This is a genomic window from Burkholderiales bacterium (assembly GCA_035543335.1).
GTDB lineage: Bacteria > Pseudomonadota > Gammaproteobacteria > Burkholderiales > JAHFRG01 > JAHFRG01.
Genome location: DASZZH010000029.1, coordinates 24,175 through 42,237, shown reverse-complemented (window position 1 = coordinate 42,237; position 18,063 = coordinate 24,175). Strand labels below are relative to the sequence as shown.

Below are 18,063 nucleotides of genomic sequence, written 5' to 3'. Positions count from 1 at the left end.
ATCCCCGCCATTCAAGTCAGTGAAGTGCATAAGAGCTTCGGCGCGGTGCAAGCGCTCGCCGGAGTGAGCCTGGAGATTGCGCCAGGTGAGTTTTTAGCGCTGCTAGGCCCCAACGGCGCGGGCAAGACCACGTTGATCAACATCCTGGCCGGGCTGGCGCGCCCCGACCGTGGAAAGATTTCGGTAATGGGGCATGATGTGCTTGCGCACTATCGCGAGGCACGGCGCGCACTTGGGGTGGTGCCGCAGGAGCTGGTGTTCGATCCGTTTTTCACGGTGCGGGAGACGCTCACCATCCAGTCGGGTTATTTTGGCCTCAGGAACAACCACGACTGGATTGACGAAATTATTCACAACCTCGATCTCACCGACAAGGCGGATACCAACATGCGCGCTCTCTCCGGCGGCATGAAACGGCGCGTACTGGTGGCGCAGGCGCTGGTGCACAAGCCGCCGGTCATCGTGCTCGATGAGCCGACCGCGGGAGTGGACGTGGAATTGCGCCAGGCACTGTGGGAATTCATCCGCAAGCTCAACCGTGACAGCCACACTATCGTACTGACCACGCATTACCTAGAAGAAGCGGAAGCGTTATGCGGGCGCATTGCCATGCTGAAGCAGGGCAAAATCGTCGCGCTCGACACCACTCGGAATCTTCTGGAGAGCTTTTCCCGGCGTCAGGTGAAGCTGCTGCTTGTGCCGGATGTGTTGCCCGAAGCCTTGCAACCGCTGTTGAGCGCCCGTGAAGGCAACAGCTTCATTTTGTCGCTTCCCGATTACGCTGAGCTGCAGCGGGTGCTCACGCAGCTCAGGGAAGAAAAAATCGAAGTGCGGGAAATCGAGTTGCTGCAAACCGACCTCGAGGAAGTTTTTGTGAACATCATGAGTAAGCACTGATGCACGGATTTAACACATTGTTTTATAAGGAATTATTACGCTTCTGGAAAGTGAGCTTACAGACCATTCTCGCGCCGGTGGTGACGGCGCTCCTGTATCTGCTGATTTTTTCGCATGTGCTGGAAGAGCATGTCCACGTGTATGAAGGTGTGAGCTATACCGCGTTCCTGATCCCCGGTCTGGTGATGATGACGGTGCTGCAAAATGCCTTCGCCAACAGTTCCTCCAGCCTGATTCAGTCGAAAATTACCGGCAACATCATTTTCATCCTGCTGCCGCCGCTTTCCCATTGGGAGTTCTTCATCGCCTACATGCTCGCCGCCGTCGTGCGCGGGCTGGTAGTGGGTTTGGGCGTGTTTGCGGTTACGCTGTGGTTTACCAGCGTGCCGCTCAAATACCCGCTGTGGATCCTGCTGTTCGCCCTGCTGGGGAGCGGCATTCTTGGCAACCTGGGCATTATCGCCGGCATCTGGGCCGACAAGTTCGACCAGTTGGCGGCGTTTCAGAATTTCATCATCATTCCACTGACATTCCTCTCCGGTGTGTTTTATTCGATTCATTCCCTGCCGCCGTTATGGCAGAAGGTTTCGCATTTCAATCCGTTTTTCTACATGATCGACGGCTTCCGCTACGGTTTTTTCGGCGTCTCCGACATTTCACCCTATTCGAGCTTCGCGGTTGTCGCGGGCTGTTTCCTCGCTTTATCATGGTTCACTCTTTGGTTGATCAAAATCGGCTACAAGCTGCGTTACTAAAATGACCACGCCTGAAAAGATCAAAAGCTACATTCAAGACAACTTGCCGTGCGAACGGGTGGAAGTGCGGGGCGACGGCCAGCACTTCGAGGCGGTAATTGTGAGCGCGGCATTCCGCCAGAAGAACCGGGTGCAGCGCCACCAGATTGTTTACCGCGCGCTGGGTGATCGCATGCGCGAGGAAATCCATGCGCTCTCGATCAAGACGCTGACGCCGGAAGAATGGACAAACTAGTCATTCAGGGCGGCGCGCCGCTTTCCGGTGAGGTGCGCATTTCGGGCGCCAAAAATGCCGCGCTGCCGATTCTCTGCGCGAGCCTGCTTACCCGCGAGCCGTTGCGAATCGAAAATGTGCCGCATCTGCGCGATGTCACCACCACGCTGAATCTGCTGGCGCAGATGGGAGTAGGAGTATCGCTGCACGAGAAAATGACGGTGGAACTCACCGCCCAAAAACTTGCTAATCGGGTCGCGCCGTATGAGCTGGTGAAGACCATGCGCGCGTCCATACTGGTGCTGGGCCCGACGCTCGCGCGCGCGGGCGAGGCACGCGTGAGTCTTCCCGGCGGCTGCGCCATTGGGTTGCGGCCGGTGGACTTGCACATCAAGGGCCTGCAGGCGATGGGGGCGGAAATGGTCATTGAGCATGGTTACATCAATGCGCGTTCCAAACGCTTGAAGGGCGCGCGCATATTAATGGATCTGGTGTCAGTCACCGGCACCGAGAACCTGATGATGGCGGCGACGCTGGCGGAGGGCACGACCGTGATCGAAAACGCGGCGCGCGAGCCGGAGGTGGTGGATCTGGCGAATTGTCTCAATGCCATGGGCGCTTGCATCCGCGGCGCGGGAAGCGAGGTGATCAGCATCGAGGGCGCCAAGGAATTGCACGGCGCGCGCTACCGCATCATGCCCGACCGCATTGAAACCGGGACTTTTCTGGTGGCGGCGGCGGCAACCGGAGGCAGCGTCCGGCTGCGCGAAACCAGAGCGGACATTCTCGGTGCGGTCTTGGACAAGCTGGGCGAGGCCGGCGCACATGTGGAATCAGGCGAAGACTGGGTGGGAGTGAAAATGAACGGTGAATTAAAGGCAACCAACGTGCGCACCGCGCCGTATCCGGGTTTTCCCACCGATATGCAGGCGCAGTTCATGGTGTTGAACAGCGTGGCGCGCGGTGTCGCCACCGTCACCGAAACGATTTTTGAAAACCGCTTCATGCACGTGCAGGAACTCAAGCGCATGGGTGCAAATATCGAAGTGGAAGGCAATACCGCGCTGGTGAAGGGAGTGCCCAGGCTCGATGGCGCGAAAGTGATGGCGACCGACCTGCGCGCCTCGGCAAGCCTGGTGCTGGCAGGAATGGTCGCCCGCGGTGAAACTGTCGTTGACCGCGTCTATCATCTCGACCGCGGCTATGAGTGTATACAAGAGAAGCTCTCGCAACTCGGCGCGCGTATCCGCCGCGCACATTGATTTTCAACGAAAAACTCCTGCGCTCAGCCGCGTCTCTGCGGTAAAATGCACCTTTTTAGTTAAGAGACCGCCGTGCCCGGCATCACCCTCGCCTTGTCCAAAGGCCGCATCTTCGATGAAACCGTGCCCCTTCTGAAGGCGGCGGGGATTCGCGCGCTCGACGATCCTGAAACTTCGCGCAAGCTGATACTTGCCACTAACCGCGCTGACATCCGCATCATCATCGTGCGCGCTTCCGACGTGCCGACCTATGTGCAGTACGGCGCGGCGGATCTGGGCATTGCCGGCAAAGATGTGCTGGATGAGCATGGCGGGGCGGGACTATACCAGCCGCTGGATTTGAACATCGGGTGCTGCCGCATGATGGTGGCGGTGCCGCAGGAGTTCGATTACGAAAGCGCGGTGCGGCAGGGCGCGCGGCTCAAGGTTGCGACCAAATACCTGCAGACGGCGCGCGAGCACTTCGCGGCCAAGAGCATGCATGTTGACCTCATCAAGCTCTATGGCTCGATGGAGCTTGCGCCGCTTACCGGCCTGGCTGACGCCATCGTGGATTTGGTGAGCACCGGCAACACCCTGAAAGCGAACAACCTGAAAGTAGTGGAAGAAATCGCGCCCATCTCGGCGCGGCTTATCGTCAACCAGGCGGCGCTGAAACTCAAGCGCGAAGCGATCAAGCCGCTGATTGACGCGTTAGAAAAGGCGGCGGCGAATGGCAAAACTTAGACGTCTTTCAACCCGCAGCCGCAATTTCGAGGCGCGATTCAAGGCGTTGCTTGCCGTTGAAGCGGCCTTGGATGGCAAAGTGGATGCTGCGGTGGCCAAAATCCTCGCCGAAGTAAAAAAACGCGGCGATACGGCGCTTCTTGATTACACCCGGCGTTTTGACCGGCTCAAAGCGAAAACGGTGCGCGAGCTGGAACTGCCGCGGGCGTGCCTGGCCGCGGCTTTGCTCACCCTTCCTAATCCTCAACGGCAGGCATTGGAAGAGGCGGCGACCCGTATCCGCGCTTATCACAAAAAGCAGCTTGCCCAATCCTGGAGCTATCGCGAAAGCGACGGCACGCGGCTTGGCCAGCAGGTCACGCCGCTGGATCGCGTCGGCATGTATGTCCCCGGCGGCAAGGCGGCCTATCCTTCCACCGTGCTGATGAATGCGATTCCCGCGAAACTGGCGGGGGTGCGCGAGCTCATCATGACCGTGCCCACGCCCAACGGCGAGAGTAATGATTTGGTGCTTGCCGCCGCGGCCATCGCCGGCGTGGATCGCGTCTTCACCATCGGCGGCGCGCAGGCGATAGGCGCGCTGGCTTACGGCACCCAGACCATCCCGCAGGTGGACAAAATCGTCGGGCCCGGCAACGCCTATGTCGCCGCGGCCAAGCGTCGCGTGTTCGGCGTGGTGGGGATCGACATGATCGCGGGCCCTTCGGAAATCCTGGTGATTTGCGACGGCAAAACCTCTCCCGACTGGGTGGCGATGGATTTGTTCTCCCAAGCCGAGCACGACGAAATGGCGCAGGCGATTCTGCTTTGCCCCGACGGAAAGTTCATTGAGGCAGTGGCCGCAAGCGTCAAGCGGCTGCTGCCGGCCATGCCGCGCATGAAAGTGATCCGCGCTTCGTTGGAAAAGCGCGGCGCGCTGATCGAAGTAAAAGATCTGGATGAGGCCTGTGAGATCGCCAACCGCGTTGCGCCCGAGCATCTGGAGCTTTCGGTGGAAAACGCGCAAGGCTGGGCGGCCAAAATCAAGAACGCCGGCGCGATTTTTATCGGGCGCTACAGTTCCGAGGCTTTGGGCGATTACTGCGCCGGGCCCAATCACGTGCTACCGACTTCGCGCAGCGCGCGTTTTTCCTCGCCTCTGGGCGTTTACGATTTCCAGAAACGCTCCAGTCTGATAGAGGTGTCCAGGGAAGGCGCGGTCAAGCTCGGCAAAATCGCGGCGGAACTCGCCGCCGGCGAAGGCCTGCCCGCGCACGCTCAATCCGCCCAATACCGGATGAAATAATTCCGGCGGTTCAATATGGCGAAATCCCCTGATGAGTTAATCCGCGACGAGATTCGCGCGTTGAGCGCTTATCACGTGCCGGAGAGCGCCGGCCTGGTGAAGCTCGATGCGATGGAGAACCCGCATGCTTTGCCGCCGGCGCTGCAAATCGAAATGGCGCAACTGGCAAGCCGGGTGGCGATTAACCGCTATCCCGATCCGCAGGCGACCCGCTTCAAAGCGCAGTTGCGAAAAGTGTTACAAGTGGGTGATAGCATTGATATTCTTCTGGGCAACGGCTCGGATGAACTCATTCAAATAGTTGCCCTGGCGGTGGCGAAACCGGGAGCCGTGTTGCTGAGTGTCGAGCCCGGCTTCGTAATGTTCCGCATGCTGGCCACTTATGCGGGTATGCGTTATGTCGGCGTGCCGCTTAAATCCGATTTCGCGCTTGATGCCGCTGCCGTTATCCAGGCCATCAAGCGACACCCGCCGGCGGTGATTTTTCTCGCTTATCCTAACAACCCGACCGGCAATCTGTTTGATGCGGAGGCGGTGACACGCGTCATTGAAGCGGCGCCGGGGCTGGTGGTGGTGGATGAGGCGTATCACGCGTTTGCCAGCGCCAGCTTCATACCGCGGCTTGCCGATCACCGTAATCTGCTGGTGATGCGCACTTTTTCCAAGCTAGGCATGGCGGGATTGCGGCTGGGATTTCTACTTGGTCGCGCCGAGTGGCTGGCCCAACTCGATAAACTGCGTTTGCCGTATAATGTGAACGCGCTGACTCAAGCGGTGGCCGAAAAGCTGTTGCAGCATATGGATGTACTTCTGGAACAGGCACAACAGATAAAGGCGGAACGCGAAAAATTGCACGCAGAACTCGCGGCACTGACAGGCATCAAAGCGTATCGCAGCGACGCCAATTTCATTCTGTTCCGGGTAAACCGGGCGGACGAGGTGTTTAAGGGTTTAATTCAACGCGGCATACTGATTAAAAATTTGAACTGCAGCCACCCGCTGCTGGAAAACTGCCTGCGGGTGACGGTGGGCACGGCCGAACAGAACCAACAATTCATGCAGGCGCTCAAAGCCAGCCTCGTCAACTGAATTTCTTCCCTTTTTCTTTAATTTAAGATACGCCATGCGCAAGGCACAGGTAACCCGCAATACCCTGGAAACCAAAATCAGCGTGAAGCTCAACCTCGACGGCAGCGGCAAGTCCAAGCTCGCCACCGGGGTCGCGTTTCTCGACCACATGCTGGACCAGGTGGCGCGCCACGGTTTGCTGGACCTGGAAATCGCGGCGAAGGGCGACTTGCGCATTGATGCACACCACACCGTGGAGGATATCGGTATTACTTTCGGCCAGGCGTTTGCCAAGGCGCTCGGCGACAAGAAAGGCGTGCGCCGCTTCGGCCACGCCTATGTGCCGTTGGACGAGGCGCTCTCCCGCGTGGTGGTGGATTTATCGGGGCGGCCCGGAATCGATTACAACCTGAAATTCACCCGCGCCCGCATCGGCGAATTCGACGTGGACCTGGTGCACGAATTTTTTCAGGGCTTTGTCAATCACGCGCTGGTGACGTTGCATGTCGACAATCTGCGTGGCAAGAACGCGCACCATCAGTGCGAGACCGTGTTCAAGGCTTTCGGTCGGGCGCTGCGCATGGCGGCTGAAGTTGACCCCCGCATCAAAGGCGTGCTTCCTTCTACCAAAGGCAGTCTGTAGGCAGCAACATCCTGCATGATTGATATCGCAGTGGTGGATTACGGCATGGGCAATCTGCGCTCGGTGGCGAAAGCGCTGGAGCATGTCGCGCCCGATGCGAAGATAAGCGTAACGGATTCCCCTCGGCAGATTCGTGAAGCCAGGCGCGTGGTATTTCCCGGCCAGGGTGCGATGCCCGACTGCATGCGTGAAATGGATGCCCGGGGCTTGCGCGAGCCGGTGCTGGAGGCGGCGGAAACCAAGCCCTTTCTCGGCATCTGTATCGGTTTGCAAATGCTGTTCGATTGGAGCGAGGAAGGCGGCGTCGCGGGCCTGGGCGTGCTTCCCGGAAAAGTGCGGCGTTTTCCGCGTGAAGCAATGGTGGATCAAGGCGGCGCCAAGCTCAAAGTGCCGCACATGGGCTGGAACCGGGTCGAGCAGCAACAGTCTCACCCGTTGTGGAATGGCATTGAGACAGGCAGCCGCTTTTATTTTGTCCACAGCTATTATGTTGAAGCCGGTAAACTGCAACAGGTGACGGGCGTGAGCCGCTATCCGTTTGCCTTTGCCTGCGCGGTGGCGCGCGAAAACATTTTCGCGGTGCAATTTCACCCTGAAAAAAGCCAGGCCGCGGGTTTGCAACTGCTCGCCAACTTTATAAACTGGAATAATTGATGCGTTCCACACAACGCCGGTTTGTGTTGTATCATTTAAGCGTGAAATCCGCAGCTCGGCCAACCTACGTTTAGTTCACCCCGCTTGATTTTCCGTTCCAAGCAATGCTGATCATTCCTGCGATTGATTTGAAAGACGGGCAATGTGTGCGCCTCGAGCAGGGCTCGATGCAAAAAATCACGGTGTTTTCCGATGACCCGGCAAGCCAGGCGAAAAAATGGGCGGAGCAGGGCGCGCGGCGCCTGCACATCGTGGACTTGAACGGCGCGTTTGCAGGGAAGCCCAAGAACGAGGCCGTGATCAAGCAAATCATTGCTGCGGTGGGGGGTGAAATCCCGGTGCAGCTGGGTGGAGGCATCCGCGATCTGGAAACCATCGAGCGCTACCTCGACGACGGCATCAGTTATGTCATTATCGGCACCGCCGCGGTGAAAACCCCCGGTTTCCTGCACGAGGCCTGCACCGCTTTTCCCGGCCACATCATGGTCAGCCTGGACGCCAAGGGCGGCAGAGTCGCAGTGGACGGCTGGTCGAAAATGACCGGCCACGACGTGGTGGACCTCGCCAAAAAGTTCGAGGACTACGGCGTGGAAGCGGTGATTTACACCGACATCGGCCGCGACGGCATGCTAAACGGCGTCAACATCGAGGCCACGGTCAGCCTGGCGCGCGAGCTTACCGCGCCGGTGATTGCCAGCGGCGGCATCAACAGCCTCGACGACGTGAAGGCGCTGTGCAAGGTCGAAGCCGAAGGTATCATGGGCGCGATTACCGGCCGTGCCATCTACCAAGGCACGCTCAATTTCGCCGAAGCGCAGAAGCTTGCCGACAAACTCGGCTCGAAAGCGAAGCCTTGAACCGCGGAGACGCAAAGGCGCTGAGAATTTTAAGTAAAAGGCTTGCCCTGACTTTGGTTTTTCTGCGTTTCCGCGCCTCTGCGGTGGAAAACTGATTTATGGGCCTCGCGAAACGTATCATTCCCTGCCTCGATGTCACCGGCGGCCGCGTGGTCAAAGGCGTTAATTTCGTGGGCTTGCGCGATGCGGGCGATCCGGTGGAAATTGCGCGCAGCTACGACGAACAGGGCGCGGACGAGCTCGCCTTTCTCGACATCACCGCGAGCTCCGATTCCCGCGGCCTGATTTTTTCCATGATCGAAGCGGTGGCGACGCAGGTGTTTATCCCGCTCACCGTCGGCGGCGGAGTGCGCTCGGTGGCGGATGTGAGGAGCCTGCTGAATGCGGGAGCGGATAAGGTGAGCATCAACACCGCGGCGGTAGAAAATCCCCAGCTGGTGGCGGATGCCAGCAGCCGCTTCGGCTCGCAATGCATCGTCGTGGCGGTAGACGCAAAACAGGTGAGCGACGGCGCCAATCCGAGTTGGGAAATCTACACCCACGGCGGGCGCCGGGCGCGGGGATTTAATGCGGTAGAATGGGCAAGGCGCATGCAGGCGCTGGGCGCCGGCGAGATTTTGCTTACCAGCATGGATCGCGACGGTACCCGAAACGGTTTTGATTTGGCGCTCACGCGCGCCATTTGCGATGCGGTCGATATTCCAGTGATTGCCAGCGGCGGCGTGGGCAATTTGCAGCATCTGGTGGACGGTGTGCTGCAAGGCGGGGCGGATGCCGTGCTCGCGGCGAGCATTTTCCACTATGGCGAATTCACGGTGCGCGAGGCCAAGGAATACATGGCCAGGCACCATATCGAAGTCAGGTTATGAACATGGCGGACACCTGGTTAAACCAAGTAAACTGGACGCAGGATGGTCTGGTTCCGGTAGTGGTTCAGGAAACAGGCAGCGGCAAGGTGCTGATGTTTGCCTGGATGAACCGTGAAGCCCTGCAACGCACTGTAAAAAGCGGTGAAGGGGTGTACTGGTCGCGCTCGCGCAAGAAACTGTGGCGCAAGGGTGAGGGGTCCGGCCATGTGCAAAAAGTGAAGGAAATCCGCCTCGATTGCGACCAGGATGTGTTGTTGCTGACAGTGGAACAGGTGGGCGGCATTGCCTGCCATACCGGCAGACACAATTGTTTTTTTCACAAACTGCATGACGGCAAATGGGTGGTGACAGATCCGGTGATCAAGGACCCGAAAGAGATATATAAGGAATGAGCGACGCGATACTGCAACGCCTGGCCAAAACGCTGGAGAGCCGAAAGAACGCGAGCCCGGACAGCTCCTATGTGGCAAAACTTTATGCCGGCGGGGCCGACGCCATATTGAAAAAAATTGGCGAGGAGGCTTCCGAGACCCTGCTCGCGGCGCAAGACGGTGATAAACTACAGATTGTGAAAGAAACCGCTGATCTGTGGTTTCACTGCTTGGTGATGTTGACCTACTTCGGCTTGAAGCCGGATGACGTACTCAAGGAATTGGAACGGCGTGAAGGCGTTTCGGGATTGGAGGAGAAAGCGACACGCAAAAAAGGCAAGCCACGGGAATACGGAAACGGAAAATGAATGGACAACTGCATTTTTTGCAAGATCGCGAGAGGGGAAATCCCAAGCAAGAAGGTGTACGAGGACGACGAGGTTCTTGCCTTTCACGACATCAACCCGTTGGCACCGGTGCATTTCATGCTTATCCCGAAGCAGCATGTGGATTCGCTTGCGCATGTCAGCGAGATGCACAGCGATGTGTTGGGGAAACTCATGGTGCTGGCACCGAAGCTCGCCAAACAACAAGGATGCAAAGATGGTTTCCGCACCATCATCAATACCGGAAGAGTGGCGCGGCAGGACGTGTTGCATTTGCACATCCACGTTATCGGTGGGCCGGAAGTATTGCCGCAAATGCTGTACCGTCCCAAGCCGGCATGAATTTTATTAGGAGTTAAACATGGGCTCATTAAGCATTTGGCATTGGCTGATTGTTTTGCTTATCGTGCTCTTGATTTTCGGCACCAAGAAGCTGCGTAACATGGGCACCGATCTCGGCAACGCCGTGAAGGGTTTCAAAGACGGCATGCGCGGCAATGCTGAAGAAGACAAGCCCGCGCAGCCGCCGGCAACAGGCAAAACCATCGAAGGCGAAGTGACCGATAAAACCCAAACTAAAGCGTGAATGAGGTGAATGAAGTGAAAAGGTGAAGAAGTAAGAAAAAGCTGCAAAACCGGCATTTTTCTACACTCTTCGCTCCTTCACTCCTTCACTTCTTCACTCATTCACTCCTCATGTTTGATGTCGGTTTTTCTGAAATCCTGGTGATCGCCGTGGTGGCGCTCATCGTCATCGGCCCCGAGCGGCTGCCCAAAGTGGCGCGAACGCTGGGGCATCTGTTCGGGCGTTTGCAGCGCTATGTGGCGGAAGTGAAAGCCGACATCGACCGTGAAATGCAGATGGATGAGCTGAAAAAACTCCAGTCCAGCATGCAGGAAACGGCGCGCAACATCCAGCAATCCATCAACCAGGAAGCGCACGCGGCAGAATCGCAGGTGAACGCCATCGCCAGTGATGCGGGGAAGACGGGCGACTCCTCCCCAACCCAAACCGGCGCGGTCGCGCCGCAACCCAAGCAACCCTGAGCGCCCGATTAATCCCGAAGCTTGCGCCGACAATGGCCACCGCCGATACTTTTATTTCACACCTGATCGAACTGCGCGACCGCCTGCTGAAATCGATTGGGGCTGTCGCGATGGTGTTTTTCTGCATGTTTCCCTGGTCGAAAGATATTTACGCCTTGCTGGCCAAACCCATGCTGGCGGCGCTGCCCCAGGGCGGACAAATGATCGCGACCGAGGTGGCCTCCGCGTTTTTTGTGCCGATGAAGGTAACGATGCTCGCAGCGTTCGTCGTCGCGCTTCCCTTCGTGCTTTACCAGATGTGGGCTTTCGTCGCGCCGGGACTTTATGCCCACGAAAAACGCCTGGTTGGCCCGCTGATTTTCACCAGCACGCTGCTCTTTATCTGCGGCATGGCGTTCGCCTATTTCCTGGTTTTCCCTCTGGTATTCGGTTTCATCGTCGGCGTCGCGCCGCAAGGCGTGGCGGTGATGACCGATATCGGCAAGTATCTGGATTTCGTGCTCACCATGTTCATGGCTTTTGGGATTACTTTTGAAGTGCCGGTGGCGGTGGTGCTGCTGGTGAGAGTGGGCGTCGTGAGCATTGCCCAGTTGAAGGAAGTGCGCCCTTATGTCATCGTCGGCGCTTTCATCATCGGCGCGATTTTCACCCCGCCCGACGTGGTGTCGCAAATCATGCTCGCCGTGCCGATGTGGTTGCTTTATGAACTGGGCATCGTGGTGGCGAAGCTGGTAGTCAAGCCGGCGGGAACGGCGGAAAACTACCAAGCCGAGGATGGCGGGCGCGCGGAATAGGAGGGGCGTGCTGCCCGTTACCTTATTCCTCTTCGTCTTCCTCGTCGAAATCCTGCACTGCGGGCATGGGCCGCTTGCCCACGGTGATTTTGAGCTGCACCTCGGTCTGATTACGGATCAGGGTGAACGCGGCCGGCCTGCCCGGCGGCAGCGCCGCGATCAGGTTGAGCATGCTTAAGGAATCCGAGACGGGTTTACCTTCCACTGCGAGCAGGATGTCGCCAGGCTTCACGCCCGCCTTGTCCGCCGGGCTGTTGCGCAACACGCCGGCAATCAACGCGCCATTGGTATTGGCCAGCTTGAACGATTCCGCCAATTCCTTGGAAAGATCCTGCGCTTCAACGCCGATCCAGCCACGAGTGACGCCGCCGCTCCTGATGATTTGCTCCAACACCTGCTTGGCGACGCTGGTGGGAATGGCAAAGCCGATGCCCAATGATCCGCCGGTACGCGAATAGATCGCGCTGTTGACGCCGATGAGGTTGCCGGAAGCGTCCACCAGCGCCCCGCCGGAATTGCCGGGATTGATCGCGGCGTCGGTCTGGATGAAGTTTTCAAAGGTGTTGATGCCGAGATGGTTGCGGCCGATGGCGCTTACGATGCCCATAGTCACGGTCTGCCCCACGCCAAAGGGATTGCCGATGGCCAGCACCACGTCGCCGACGCTCGCTTCTTCGGAACGGCCGAAGGTAATCGCCGGCAGGCTCTTCATGTCCACTTTCAACACCGCGAGGTCGGTCTCCGGGTCGGCGCCGACAATGCGCGCAGTAGTTTTTCTGCCGTCGGCCAGCAGGATTTCGATTTCCTCCGCGGCCCTCACCACGTGATGATTGGTGAGAATGTAGCCTTGCGGGCTGACGATTACCCCCGAGCCGAGGCTCGTGCTACGACGCTTTTCGTCGCCACGGTCGCCGAAGAAATGCCGGAATAACGGATCATCCATCAGCGGGTGGCGCGGCACGCGCACTTCCTTGCTGGTGAAAATGTTCACCACCGAGGGCATGGCTTTTTTCGCCGCGTCACTGTAGGAGTTGATTTTTTTCGTCGTGACGTCCGGCGCCGCTTCCCTGAACGACACTACGTTGCCGCCGCGCCAGCCGGCGGGCAGCAATTCCGGTTTAAGCGTGGTGACCACGAACACCACCGCCAGGCAGACGGTCGCGGTCTGGGCAAAGATCAGCCAAAGTTTGCGCATTTGCTGGGGTCGTGGGTTAAGTTAAGCGCGTAATTATCGCGCAAAAAGCTTCTTCATAAAAGGGAATACTTGGGCAAGCTTTGTTTTGCCGGAGAAGATTGCCGGCGCAGCATGCGGATACAGACTCCCGCTATGCTTGCAGTTGTTGAAATTGCTTCCTGAACTCCACCGGATTGGCAATGTAGGGGAATAGCTCCCTCGTTCCGCCGGTGCCGATGACGGTTATGGAGCCATACCCGAGGGTTCGCCCCCAGATGCCCTGATCCACACCTACGGACTCAACCTTCGAAAGGTTCATCTCAAGCGTGTGCCTGGAGATGAGCCCCACCTTGATGACGACGCGTTTGTTGGTGATGGCGAACTCGCTGGTGGCGCGGGCAATGAGTGGAGCAATAAAGAGCGTCAGCAGAGCCTTCAGCGAAACGAAGGTTATCCAGTGCAGCTTGGTTTCATAGACTATGTGTTCGTCCCTGATGAGGTTGCTTTCAATATACCCGGTCATTGTTGGTTTCCTTTCTTGTGCTGATGCGGCCTAACGGTCAAGGCCAGCGACCGCCATAGGCGGATCCGCTGGACCGCAGGATTAGAACCCATTGTGCTTACTTTCCACCTAGGATGGAGGAAGAAAGCGTTCCGAAGCATAAATGGGGTCAGAGTCAATTAACTTGTTAACCTGAAACAATTTTTGCCTCGCATTTTAACATTCGCCGTGCCCGGAGGCGACTTGCGTTTTTGTGTGCGCACACTTACTAAATATTTCGACAGGAGTTGTTGTAACTCACTAATTCAAAGTATTTTTTCCAGGCTCCTCCATCCTGTTTTAGCGTCAAGGGATTTAAGTTTCCTTTTCGATTCAGGTAAAATAATCGGATTTTTAGTCTCCGCGACAGGGAAGCGTTGAATGACCGATAGCAATCAGGTGGATCGCGGCAAACGGCGCTTTCTTATCGCCGCCACTACGGTAGCGGGAGGGGTGGCGACAGCCGCCGCCGCTGTTCCGTTCGTGGTGTCCATGCTGCCGAGCCAGCGGGCGCTCGCCATCGGCGCGCCAGTGGAAGTGGATATCGGCAAAATCGAGCCAGGCGCCAAGCTCGATTTAGAGTGGCAGGGCAAAGTAGTGTGGATTGTGAACCGCACCAAGGAAATGCTCCAGCTGCTGCCCAAGCTCAATGACAAGCTCGCCGACCCGGATTCCGAATCCTCAGAGCAGCCAGACTACTGCAAAAATTTGACGCGCTCGCTCAAACCGCAATACTTCATCGCAATCGGTCTATGCACCCATCTCGGCTGCTCGCCGACTTACCGCAAGGAAGTGAGGGCGCCCGATCTCGGCGCCGATTGGCCGGGCGGCTTTTTCTGTCCCTGTCATGGTTCGCGCTTTGACCTTGCGGGCCGTGTATTCAAGAACGTGCCCGCACCGACCAACCTGAGGATTCCCCCGCACCGCTATTTGAGCGATAACAAGATTCTCATCGGCGAAGACAACAAGGGGGCCTGACAATGACCAAAAAATTGACCGCGCTGCTCGGCTGGATTGACCAGCGTTTTCCGCTGACCGCCAACTGGAAAACGCATCTTTCCGAATATTACGCGCCAAAGAATTTCAACTTCTGGTATTTCTTCGGCTCGCTGGCGCTTTTGGTGCTGGTGCTGCAAATTGTCACCGGCATCTTCCTCACCATGAACTACAAGCCGGATGCGAATCTCGCGTTCGCTTCGGTGGAATACATCATGCGCGACGTGCCTTGGGGCTGGCTGATACGCTACATGCATTCCACCGGCGCCTCGATGTTCTTCGTAGTGGTGTACCTGCATATGTTCCGCGGCCTGCTTTACGGCTCCTACCGCAAGCCGCGCGAGCTCATCTGGATTTTCGGCATGCTGATTTATCTGTGCCTGATGGCGGAAGCGTTTTTCGGTTATCTGCTGCCTTGGGGGCAGATGTCGTTCTGGGGCGCGCAGGTGATCGTGAACCTGTTCGACGCGATTCCCCTGATCGGTCCCGACCTCGCACTGTGGATACGCGGTGACTATGCAGTGTCCGACGCGACGCTCAATCGCTTCTTCGCCTTTCACGTAATCGCTGTGCCGCTGGTGCTGCTGGGCCTGGTGGTGGCGCATTTGATTGCGCTGCACGAGGTGGGGTCGAACAACCCTGACGGCATCGAAATCAAAAAGAACAAGGATCCCAAAACCGGCATTCCGCTCGACGGCATTCCCTTCCATCCGTATTACACGGTAAAGGACATTTTTGGCGCGGTGGTGTTCCTGTTGGTGTTCTCGATCATCCTGTTCTTTGCTCCGGAGATGGGCGGCTATTTCCTGGAAGCCAACAACTTCATTCCCGCCAATCCGCTGCAGACGCCGGAGCATATCGCGCCATTGTGGTACTTCACAGCGTTTTACTCGGTTTTGCGCGCCACCACGGAAGATTTTATGTGGTTTCTCAGACTAGGATTGGTTGTTTACATGATCCTGGCGATCATCGGCGTAAAACAGAATCACTTTAAGTTCGCCATCGCCATCATCGGCGCGCTGATTTTTGTGGCGACGTTTGTGTTTGAAGCCAAAATCTGGGGCGTGGCGCTGATGGGGGCATCGGTGATGATTTTCATCTTGCTGCCCTGGCTCGACCAAAGCCCGGTGAAGTCGATCCGCTACCGCGGTGCGCTTTACAAAACGGCGCTAACGCTGTTCGTAATCAGCTTCCTGGTGCTGGGCTTTCTGGGCACGCAACCGGTGAACAGACTGTATACTATTATTGCGCAAATCTGCACCCTTATCTACTTCGCGTTCTTCCTGCTGATGCCCTGGTACACCAGATTTGACCGGACCAAACCGGAACCGGAAAGGGTGGGATAGCAATGAAAAAACTCCTGCTGACTTTAATGCTTGTCCCGGTTGCGGCCCTTGCTTCAAGCGATGCAAAGTACGACACCGCACCGGTCAACCAGCACGACAAGATTTCACTGCAGCGCGGCGCGCGTATTTTCGTCAACTACTGCGTGACCTGCCACAACGCGGCTTACATGCGCTACAACCGCTTGCAGGACCTGGGCCTCACCGAGCAACAGATCAAGGACAACCTGATGTTCGCGGTGGCGAAACGCGTGGGCGATACCATGACCGTGGCGATGGACAAGAGCGACGCCAAGGACTGGTTCGGCGCGCCGCCGCCGGATTTGTCGCTGATTGCCCGCGTGCGCGGCGCCGACTGGCTCTACACCTATTTGCGCAGTTTTTACCGCGACGACAGCACGCACACCGGCTGGAACAACACGGTATTTCCGCTGGTGGGCATGCCGCACGTGCTGCACGAATTGCAGGGCGTGCAGATGCTGAAGACGGAAGAAAAGACCGATTCACAGGGACACCAGCACGAGGATCACAAGCTGATACTGGAAAAGCCGGGCGCGCTCACGCCGCAGCAATACGACAGGCTGGTCGCGGACCTGGTGAATTATCTCGTGTACATGGCCGAGCCGGCGCGCAATTTCCGCGTGCAACTGGGCATGTTTGTGCTGATTTTCCTCGGCATCCTGTTCGTGCTCACCTACGCGTTGAAGAAGGAATTCTGGAAGGACGTTCATTAGAGCGTCCTTGGAGAGCCATGTGAATAACAACTCTAGCGGGCGGTAACAGCCATGATGACCTTATACTCCGGAACCACCTGTCTTTTCAGCCACCGCTGCCGCATCGTGCTTTTTGAAAAGGGCATGGATTTCCAGATAGTGGACGTGGACCTCTACAACATGCCTGAGGACCTGGCGGTGATGAACCCGTACAACCGGGTGCCGGTGCTGGTGGAGCGCGACCTGATTCTGTACGAAGCCAACATCATCAACGAATACATTGACGACCGTTTTCCCCATCCGCAGCTCATGCCGGCCGATCCGGTGATGCGTGCCCGCGCCCGCCTGTTCCTGTTCCGCTTCGAGCTCGAACTCTTCTCGCAAATCGAGACCATCGAGCACGGCAATCAAAAAACCGCCGACAAGGCGCGCTTGGTGATCTGTGACAATCTTACGCAGATCGCGCCGGTCTTCGCCAAGCATAAATACATGCTGGGTGATGAGTTTTCCATGCTCGATGTGGCGATTGCACCGCTGTTGTGGCGGCTCGACCATTACGACATTCAATTGGGCAAGCCCGCAGCGCCGCTTATGAAATACGCCGAGCGCTTGTTTAGCCGCCCCGCGTTCATCGATTCGCTGACGGCAGCCGAACGCGCCATGCGCAAATGAACCCCGCTGGTTACCTGCTATACTGTTTCGTGAGTGGCGAATGAAAAATATTTCCAGCAAACCTTATCTGATCCGCGCGCTCTGCGAATGGTGCGCCGACAGCGGACTTACGCCTTATCTTGCGGTGAAAGTGAACGAGCGCACACGCGTGCCGATGGAACACGTCAAAAACGGCGAAATCATCCTCAACATCAGCCTGAACGCGACGCGCAATCTCACCCTGGGCAATGATTTGATTCAATTCTCGGCGCGCTTTGACGGTGTTTCACGAGAGCTTTCCATTCCCCTGGATGCGGTGAACGGAGTTTTCGCCAAGGAAAACGGCCAGGGCCTGTTCTTCAATGACGCGCCTGCTGCAACCGAGCAGAAGACGGGCGAGGATAATCCTTCTCCCTCCACGCCTAACGGCAAACCGCGCCTGCAAGTCATCAAATAAAGCAGGCTTTCGTGGCCGGACGGCCTTGGTTCTGTTGCATCTTCGTTGCTGGGGCCCGCTCGAAGTTCTATAATCAACTTCCACTGCCGGCATAGCTCAGTTGGTAGAGCAGCTGATTTGTAATCAGTTGGTCGAGGGTTCGAATCCTTTTGCCGGCACCACTTTTTCTCTCTTAATAAAAATGCCTGACAAGCTGACCGAAAGCGCGCTGCACTACCACCGCTTCCCCACTCCCGGAAAAACCGAAGTCATCGCCACCAAGCCGCTTGCCACCCAGGCTGATCTAGCGCTCGCGGTGATGGACGCCAACGCTGAGCGCTTCGAGCAAGCCAGCCTGAAGCTCTAATATTAAGAACAGCA

Annotated in this window: 24 protein-coding genes, 1 tRNA gene and 1 pseudogene; 24 read left to right on the top strand and 2 right to left on the bottom strand. The window is 57.4% G+C overall.

Annotated elements, in window-relative coordinates; genetic code table 11:
* The 17 genes and pseudogenes from VHE58_08630 to tatC all read left to right on the top strand — a co-directional run bounded on the left by VHE58_08630 (position 1) and on the right by tatC (position 11,828).
* Positions 1 to 897 (top strand): ABC transporter ATP-binding protein, encoded by an 897-nt coding sequence (locus tag VHE58_08630; GenBank protein HVS27344.1) that lies wholly within the window; start codon positions 1 to 3, stop codon positions 895 to 897.
* Complete coding sequence (locus VHE58_08625) at positions 897 to 1,652, top strand: ABC transporter permease (protein ID HVS27343.1); 756 nt, start codon at positions 897 to 899, stop codon at positions 1,650 to 1,652. The genes VHE58_08630 and VHE58_08625 overlap by 1 nt, the downstream gene beginning before the upstream one ends.
* Before the next feature lies 1 nt (position 1,653).
* A complete protein-coding gene (locus VHE58_08620; protein HVS27342.1) occupies positions 1,654 to 1,887 on the top strand; it encodes a BolA family protein in 234 nt (77 codons plus the stop codon).
* Positions 1,875 to 3,128 carry a UDP-N-acetylglucosamine 1-carboxyvinyltransferase gene (gene murA / locus VHE58_08615; protein HVS27341.1) on the top strand — a complete coding sequence of 418 codons (1,254 nt, stop codon included), beginning with the start codon at positions 1,875 to 1,877 and terminating at the stop codon, positions 3,126 to 3,128. Before VHE58_08620 ends, murA begins: the two co-directional genes overlap by 13 nt.
* A gap of 72 nt (positions 3,129 to 3,200) precedes the next feature.
* The gene (gene hisG / locus VHE58_08610; GenBank protein ID HVS27340.1) at positions 3,201 to 3,854 is read left to right on the top strand and encodes an ATP phosphoribosyltransferase; all 654 of its coding nucleotides are present in this window, start codon (positions 3,201 to 3,203) and stop codon (positions 3,852 to 3,854) included.
* Positions 3,841 to 5,139, top strand: a complete 1,299-nt coding sequence (gene hisD, locus VHE58_08605; GenBank protein HVS27339.1) for a histidinol dehydrogenase — start codon at positions 3,841 to 3,843, stop codon at positions 5,137 to 5,139. Before hisG ends, hisD begins: the two co-directional genes overlap by 14 nt.
* A 15-nt stretch (positions 5,140 to 5,154) precedes the next feature.
* Positions 5,155 to 6,228 (top strand): histidinol-phosphate transaminase, encoded by a 1,074-nt coding sequence (hisC, locus tag VHE58_08600; GenBank protein ID HVS27338.1) that lies wholly within the window; start codon positions 5,155 to 5,157, stop codon positions 6,226 to 6,228.
* A gap of 34 nt (positions 6,229 to 6,262) precedes the next feature.
* The gene (hisB, locus tag VHE58_08595) at positions 6,263 to 6,850 is read left to right on the top strand and encodes an imidazoleglycerol-phosphate dehydratase HisB (GenBank protein ID HVS27337.1); all 588 of its coding nucleotides are present in this window, start codon (positions 6,263 to 6,265) and stop codon (positions 6,848 to 6,850) included.
* 15 nt (positions 6,851 to 6,865) lie between these two features.
* Positions 6,866 to 7,504, top strand: coding sequence for an imidazole glycerol phosphate synthase subunit HisH (hisH, locus tag VHE58_08590; GenBank protein HVS27336.1), 639 nt, complete (start codon positions 6,866 to 6,868; stop codon positions 7,502 to 7,504).
* Between the two features lie 104 nt (positions 7,505 to 7,608).
* Complete coding sequence (hisA, locus tag VHE58_08585) at positions 7,609 to 8,361, top strand: 1-(5-phosphoribosyl)-5-[(5-phosphoribosylamino)methylideneamino]imidazole-4-carboxamide isomerase (GenBank protein ID HVS27335.1); 753 nt, start codon at positions 7,609 to 7,611, stop codon at positions 8,359 to 8,361.
* Between the two features lie 98 nt (positions 8,362 to 8,459).
* The gene (hisF, locus tag VHE58_08580) at positions 8,460 to 9,230 is read left to right on the top strand and encodes an imidazole glycerol phosphate synthase subunit HisF (GenBank protein ID HVS27334.1); all 771 of its coding nucleotides are present in this window, start codon (positions 8,460 to 8,462) and stop codon (positions 9,228 to 9,230) included.
* A gap of 2 nt (positions 9,231 to 9,232) precedes the next feature.
* A complete protein-coding gene (hisI, locus tag VHE58_08575) occupies positions 9,233 to 9,622 on the top strand; it encodes a phosphoribosyl-AMP cyclohydrolase (GenBank protein ID HVS27333.1) in 390 nt (129 codons plus the stop codon).
* Positions 9,619 to 9,969 carry a phosphoribosyl-ATP diphosphatase gene (locus tag VHE58_08570; GenBank protein ID HVS27332.1) on the top strand — a complete coding sequence of 117 codons (351 nt, stop codon included), beginning with the start codon at positions 9,619 to 9,621 and terminating at the stop codon, positions 9,967 to 9,969. The genes hisI and VHE58_08570 overlap by 4 nt, the downstream gene beginning before the upstream one ends.
* The gene (locus VHE58_08565; GenBank protein HVS27331.1) at positions 9,970 to 10,329 is read left to right on the top strand and encodes a histidine triad nucleotide-binding protein; all 360 of its coding nucleotides are present in this window, start codon (positions 9,970 to 9,972) and stop codon (positions 10,327 to 10,329) included. It abuts the gene before it with no gap.
* A gap of 19 nt (positions 10,330 to 10,348) precedes the next feature.
* Positions 10,349 to 10,573, top strand: coding sequence for a Sec-independent protein translocase subunit TatA (tatA, locus tag VHE58_08560; GenBank protein HVS27330.1), 225 nt, complete (start codon positions 10,349 to 10,351; stop codon positions 10,571 to 10,573).
* Positions 10,574 to 10,683: 110 nt separating this feature from the next.
* Positions 10,684 to 10,920 (top strand): annotated as a pseudogene (gene tatB / locus VHE58_08555) (Sec-independent protein translocase protein TatB).
* Positions 10,921 to 11,066: 146 nt separating this feature from the next.
* Positions 11,067 to 11,828, top strand: a complete 762-nt coding sequence (gene tatC / locus VHE58_08550) for a twin-arginine translocase subunit TatC (protein HVS27329.1) — start codon at positions 11,067 to 11,069, stop codon at positions 11,826 to 11,828.
* 22 nt (positions 11,829 to 11,850) lie between these two features.
* Here tatC and VHE58_08545 read toward each other — a convergent pair whose 3' ends face one another.
* A complete protein-coding gene (locus tag VHE58_08545; GenBank protein HVS27328.1) occupies positions 11,851 to 13,023 on the bottom strand; it encodes a Do family serine endopeptidase in 1,173 nt (390 codons plus the stop codon).
* Between the two features lie 130 nt (positions 13,024 to 13,153).
* Positions 13,154 to 13,525 (bottom strand): PH domain-containing protein, encoded by a 372-nt coding sequence (locus tag VHE58_08540; GenBank protein ID HVS27327.1) that lies wholly within the window; start codon positions 13,523 to 13,525, stop codon positions 13,154 to 13,156.
* 399 nt (positions 13,526 to 13,924) lie between these two features.
* On the opposite strand from VHE58_08540, the gene petA reads away from it, so the two are divergent.
* The 7 genes from petA (at position 13,925) to VHE58_08505 (ending at position 18,049) form a co-directional block, all read left to right on the top strand.
* Positions 13,925 to 14,521 carry a ubiquinol-cytochrome c reductase iron-sulfur subunit gene (petA, locus tag VHE58_08535; GenBank protein HVS27326.1) on the top strand — a complete coding sequence of 199 codons (597 nt, stop codon included), beginning with the start codon at positions 13,925 to 13,927 and terminating at the stop codon, positions 14,519 to 14,521.
* A gap of 2 nt (positions 14,522 to 14,523) precedes the next feature.
* On the top strand, positions 14,524 to 15,885 hold the full coding sequence (locus tag VHE58_08530; GenBank protein HVS27325.1) for a cytochrome bc complex cytochrome b subunit: 1,362 nt from the start codon (positions 14,524 to 14,526) through the stop codon (positions 15,883 to 15,885).
* Between the two features lie 2 nt (positions 15,886 to 15,887).
* Complete coding sequence (locus VHE58_08525) at positions 15,888 to 16,616, top strand: cytochrome c1 (protein HVS27324.1); 729 nt, start codon at positions 15,888 to 15,890, stop codon at positions 16,614 to 16,616.
* Positions 16,617 to 16,667: 51 nt separating this feature from the next.
* On the top strand, positions 16,668 to 17,267 hold the full coding sequence (locus VHE58_08520; GenBank protein ID HVS27323.1) for a glutathione S-transferase N-terminal domain-containing protein: 600 nt from the start codon (positions 16,668 to 16,670) through the stop codon (positions 17,265 to 17,267).
* A 40-nt stretch (positions 17,268 to 17,307) separates the two neighbouring features.
* Positions 17,308 to 17,703, top strand: a complete 396-nt coding sequence (locus VHE58_08515) for a ClpXP protease specificity-enhancing factor (GenBank protein ID HVS27322.1) — start codon at positions 17,308 to 17,310, stop codon at positions 17,701 to 17,703.
* An 85-nt stretch (positions 17,704 to 17,788) separates the two neighbouring features.
* Positions 17,789 to 17,864, top strand: a tRNA-Thr gene (locus VHE58_08510).
* 20 nt (positions 17,865 to 17,884) lie between these two features.
* Positions 17,885 to 18,049 carry a hypothetical protein gene (locus VHE58_08505; protein HVS27321.1) on the top strand — a complete coding sequence of 55 codons (165 nt, stop codon included), beginning with the start codon at positions 17,885 to 17,887 and terminating at the stop codon, positions 18,047 to 18,049.
* Positions 18,050 to 18,063 lie beyond the last annotated feature (14 nt).

Bases quoted from the DNA above. Each gene is read 5' to 3' on its own strand.
- petA (HVS27326.1), top strand. From the start codon at position 13,925: ATGACCGATAGCAATCAGGTGGATCGCGGCAAACGGCGCTTTCTTATC.
- VHE58_08520 (HVS27323.1), top strand. From the start codon at position 16,668: ATGATGACCTTATACTCCGGAACCACCTGTCTTTTCAGCCACCGCTGC.
- VHE58_08620 (HVS27342.1), top strand. From the start codon at position 1,654: ATGACCACGCCTGAAAAGATCAAAAGCTACATTCAAGACAACTTGCCG.
- VHE58_08545 (HVS27328.1), bottom strand. From the start codon at position 13,023: ATGCGCAAACTTTGGCTGATCTTTGCCCAGACCGCGACCGTCTGCCTG.
- hisC (HVS27338.1), top strand. From the start codon at position 5,155: ATGGCGAAATCCCCTGATGAGTTAATCCGCGACGAGATTCGCGCGTTG.
- VHE58_08565 (HVS27331.1), top strand. From the start codon at position 9,970: ATGGACAACTGCATTTTTTGCAAGATCGCGAGAGGGGAAATCCCAAGC.
- hisD (HVS27339.1), top strand. From the start codon at position 3,841: ATGGCAAAACTTAGACGTCTTTCAACCCGCAGCCGCAATTTCGAGGCG.
- VHE58_08570 (HVS27332.1), top strand. From the start codon at position 9,619: ATGAGCGACGCGATACTGCAACGCCTGGCCAAAACGCTGGAGAGCCGA.
- tatA (HVS27330.1), top strand. From the start codon at position 10,349: ATGGGCTCATTAAGCATTTGGCATTGGCTGATTGTTTTGCTTATCGTG.
- hisA (HVS27335.1), top strand. From the start codon at position 7,609: ATGCTGATCATTCCTGCGATTGATTTGAAAGACGGGCAATGTGTGCGC.
- tatC (HVS27329.1), top strand. From the start codon at position 11,067: ATGGCCACCGCCGATACTTTTATTTCACACCTGATCGAACTGCGCGAC.
- VHE58_08505 (HVS27321.1), top strand. From the start codon at position 17,885: ATGCCTGACAAGCTGACCGAAAGCGCGCTGCACTACCACCGCTTCCCC.
- hisI (HVS27333.1), top strand. From the start codon at position 9,233: ATGGCGGACACCTGGTTAAACCAAGTAAACTGGACGCAGGATGGTCTG.
- VHE58_08625 (HVS27343.1), top strand. From the start codon at position 897: ATGCACGGATTTAACACATTGTTTTATAAGGAATTATTACGCTTCTGG.
- hisH (HVS27336.1), top strand. From the start codon at position 6,866: ATGATTGATATCGCAGTGGTGGATTACGGCATGGGCAATCTGCGCTCG.
- VHE58_08540 (HVS27327.1), bottom strand. From the start codon at position 13,525: ATGACCGGGTATATTGAAAGCAACCTCATCAGGGACGAACACATAGTC.
- hisB (HVS27337.1), top strand. From the start codon at position 6,263: ATGCGCAAGGCACAGGTAACCCGCAATACCCTGGAAACCAAAATCAGC.
- VHE58_08530 (HVS27325.1), top strand. From the start codon at position 14,524: ATGACCAAAAAATTGACCGCGCTGCTCGGCTGGATTGACCAGCGTTTT.
- VHE58_08525 (HVS27324.1), top strand. From the start codon at position 15,888: ATGAAAAAACTCCTGCTGACTTTAATGCTTGTCCCGGTTGCGGCCCTT.
- hisF (HVS27334.1), top strand. From the start codon at position 8,460: ATGGGCCTCGCGAAACGTATCATTCCCTGCCTCGATGTCACCGGCGGC.
- murA (HVS27341.1), top strand. From the start codon at position 1,875: ATGGACAAACTAGTCATTCAGGGCGGCGCGCCGCTTTCCGGTGAGGTG.
- VHE58_08515 (HVS27322.1), top strand. From the start codon at position 17,308: ATGAAAAATATTTCCAGCAAACCTTATCTGATCCGCGCGCTCTGCGAA.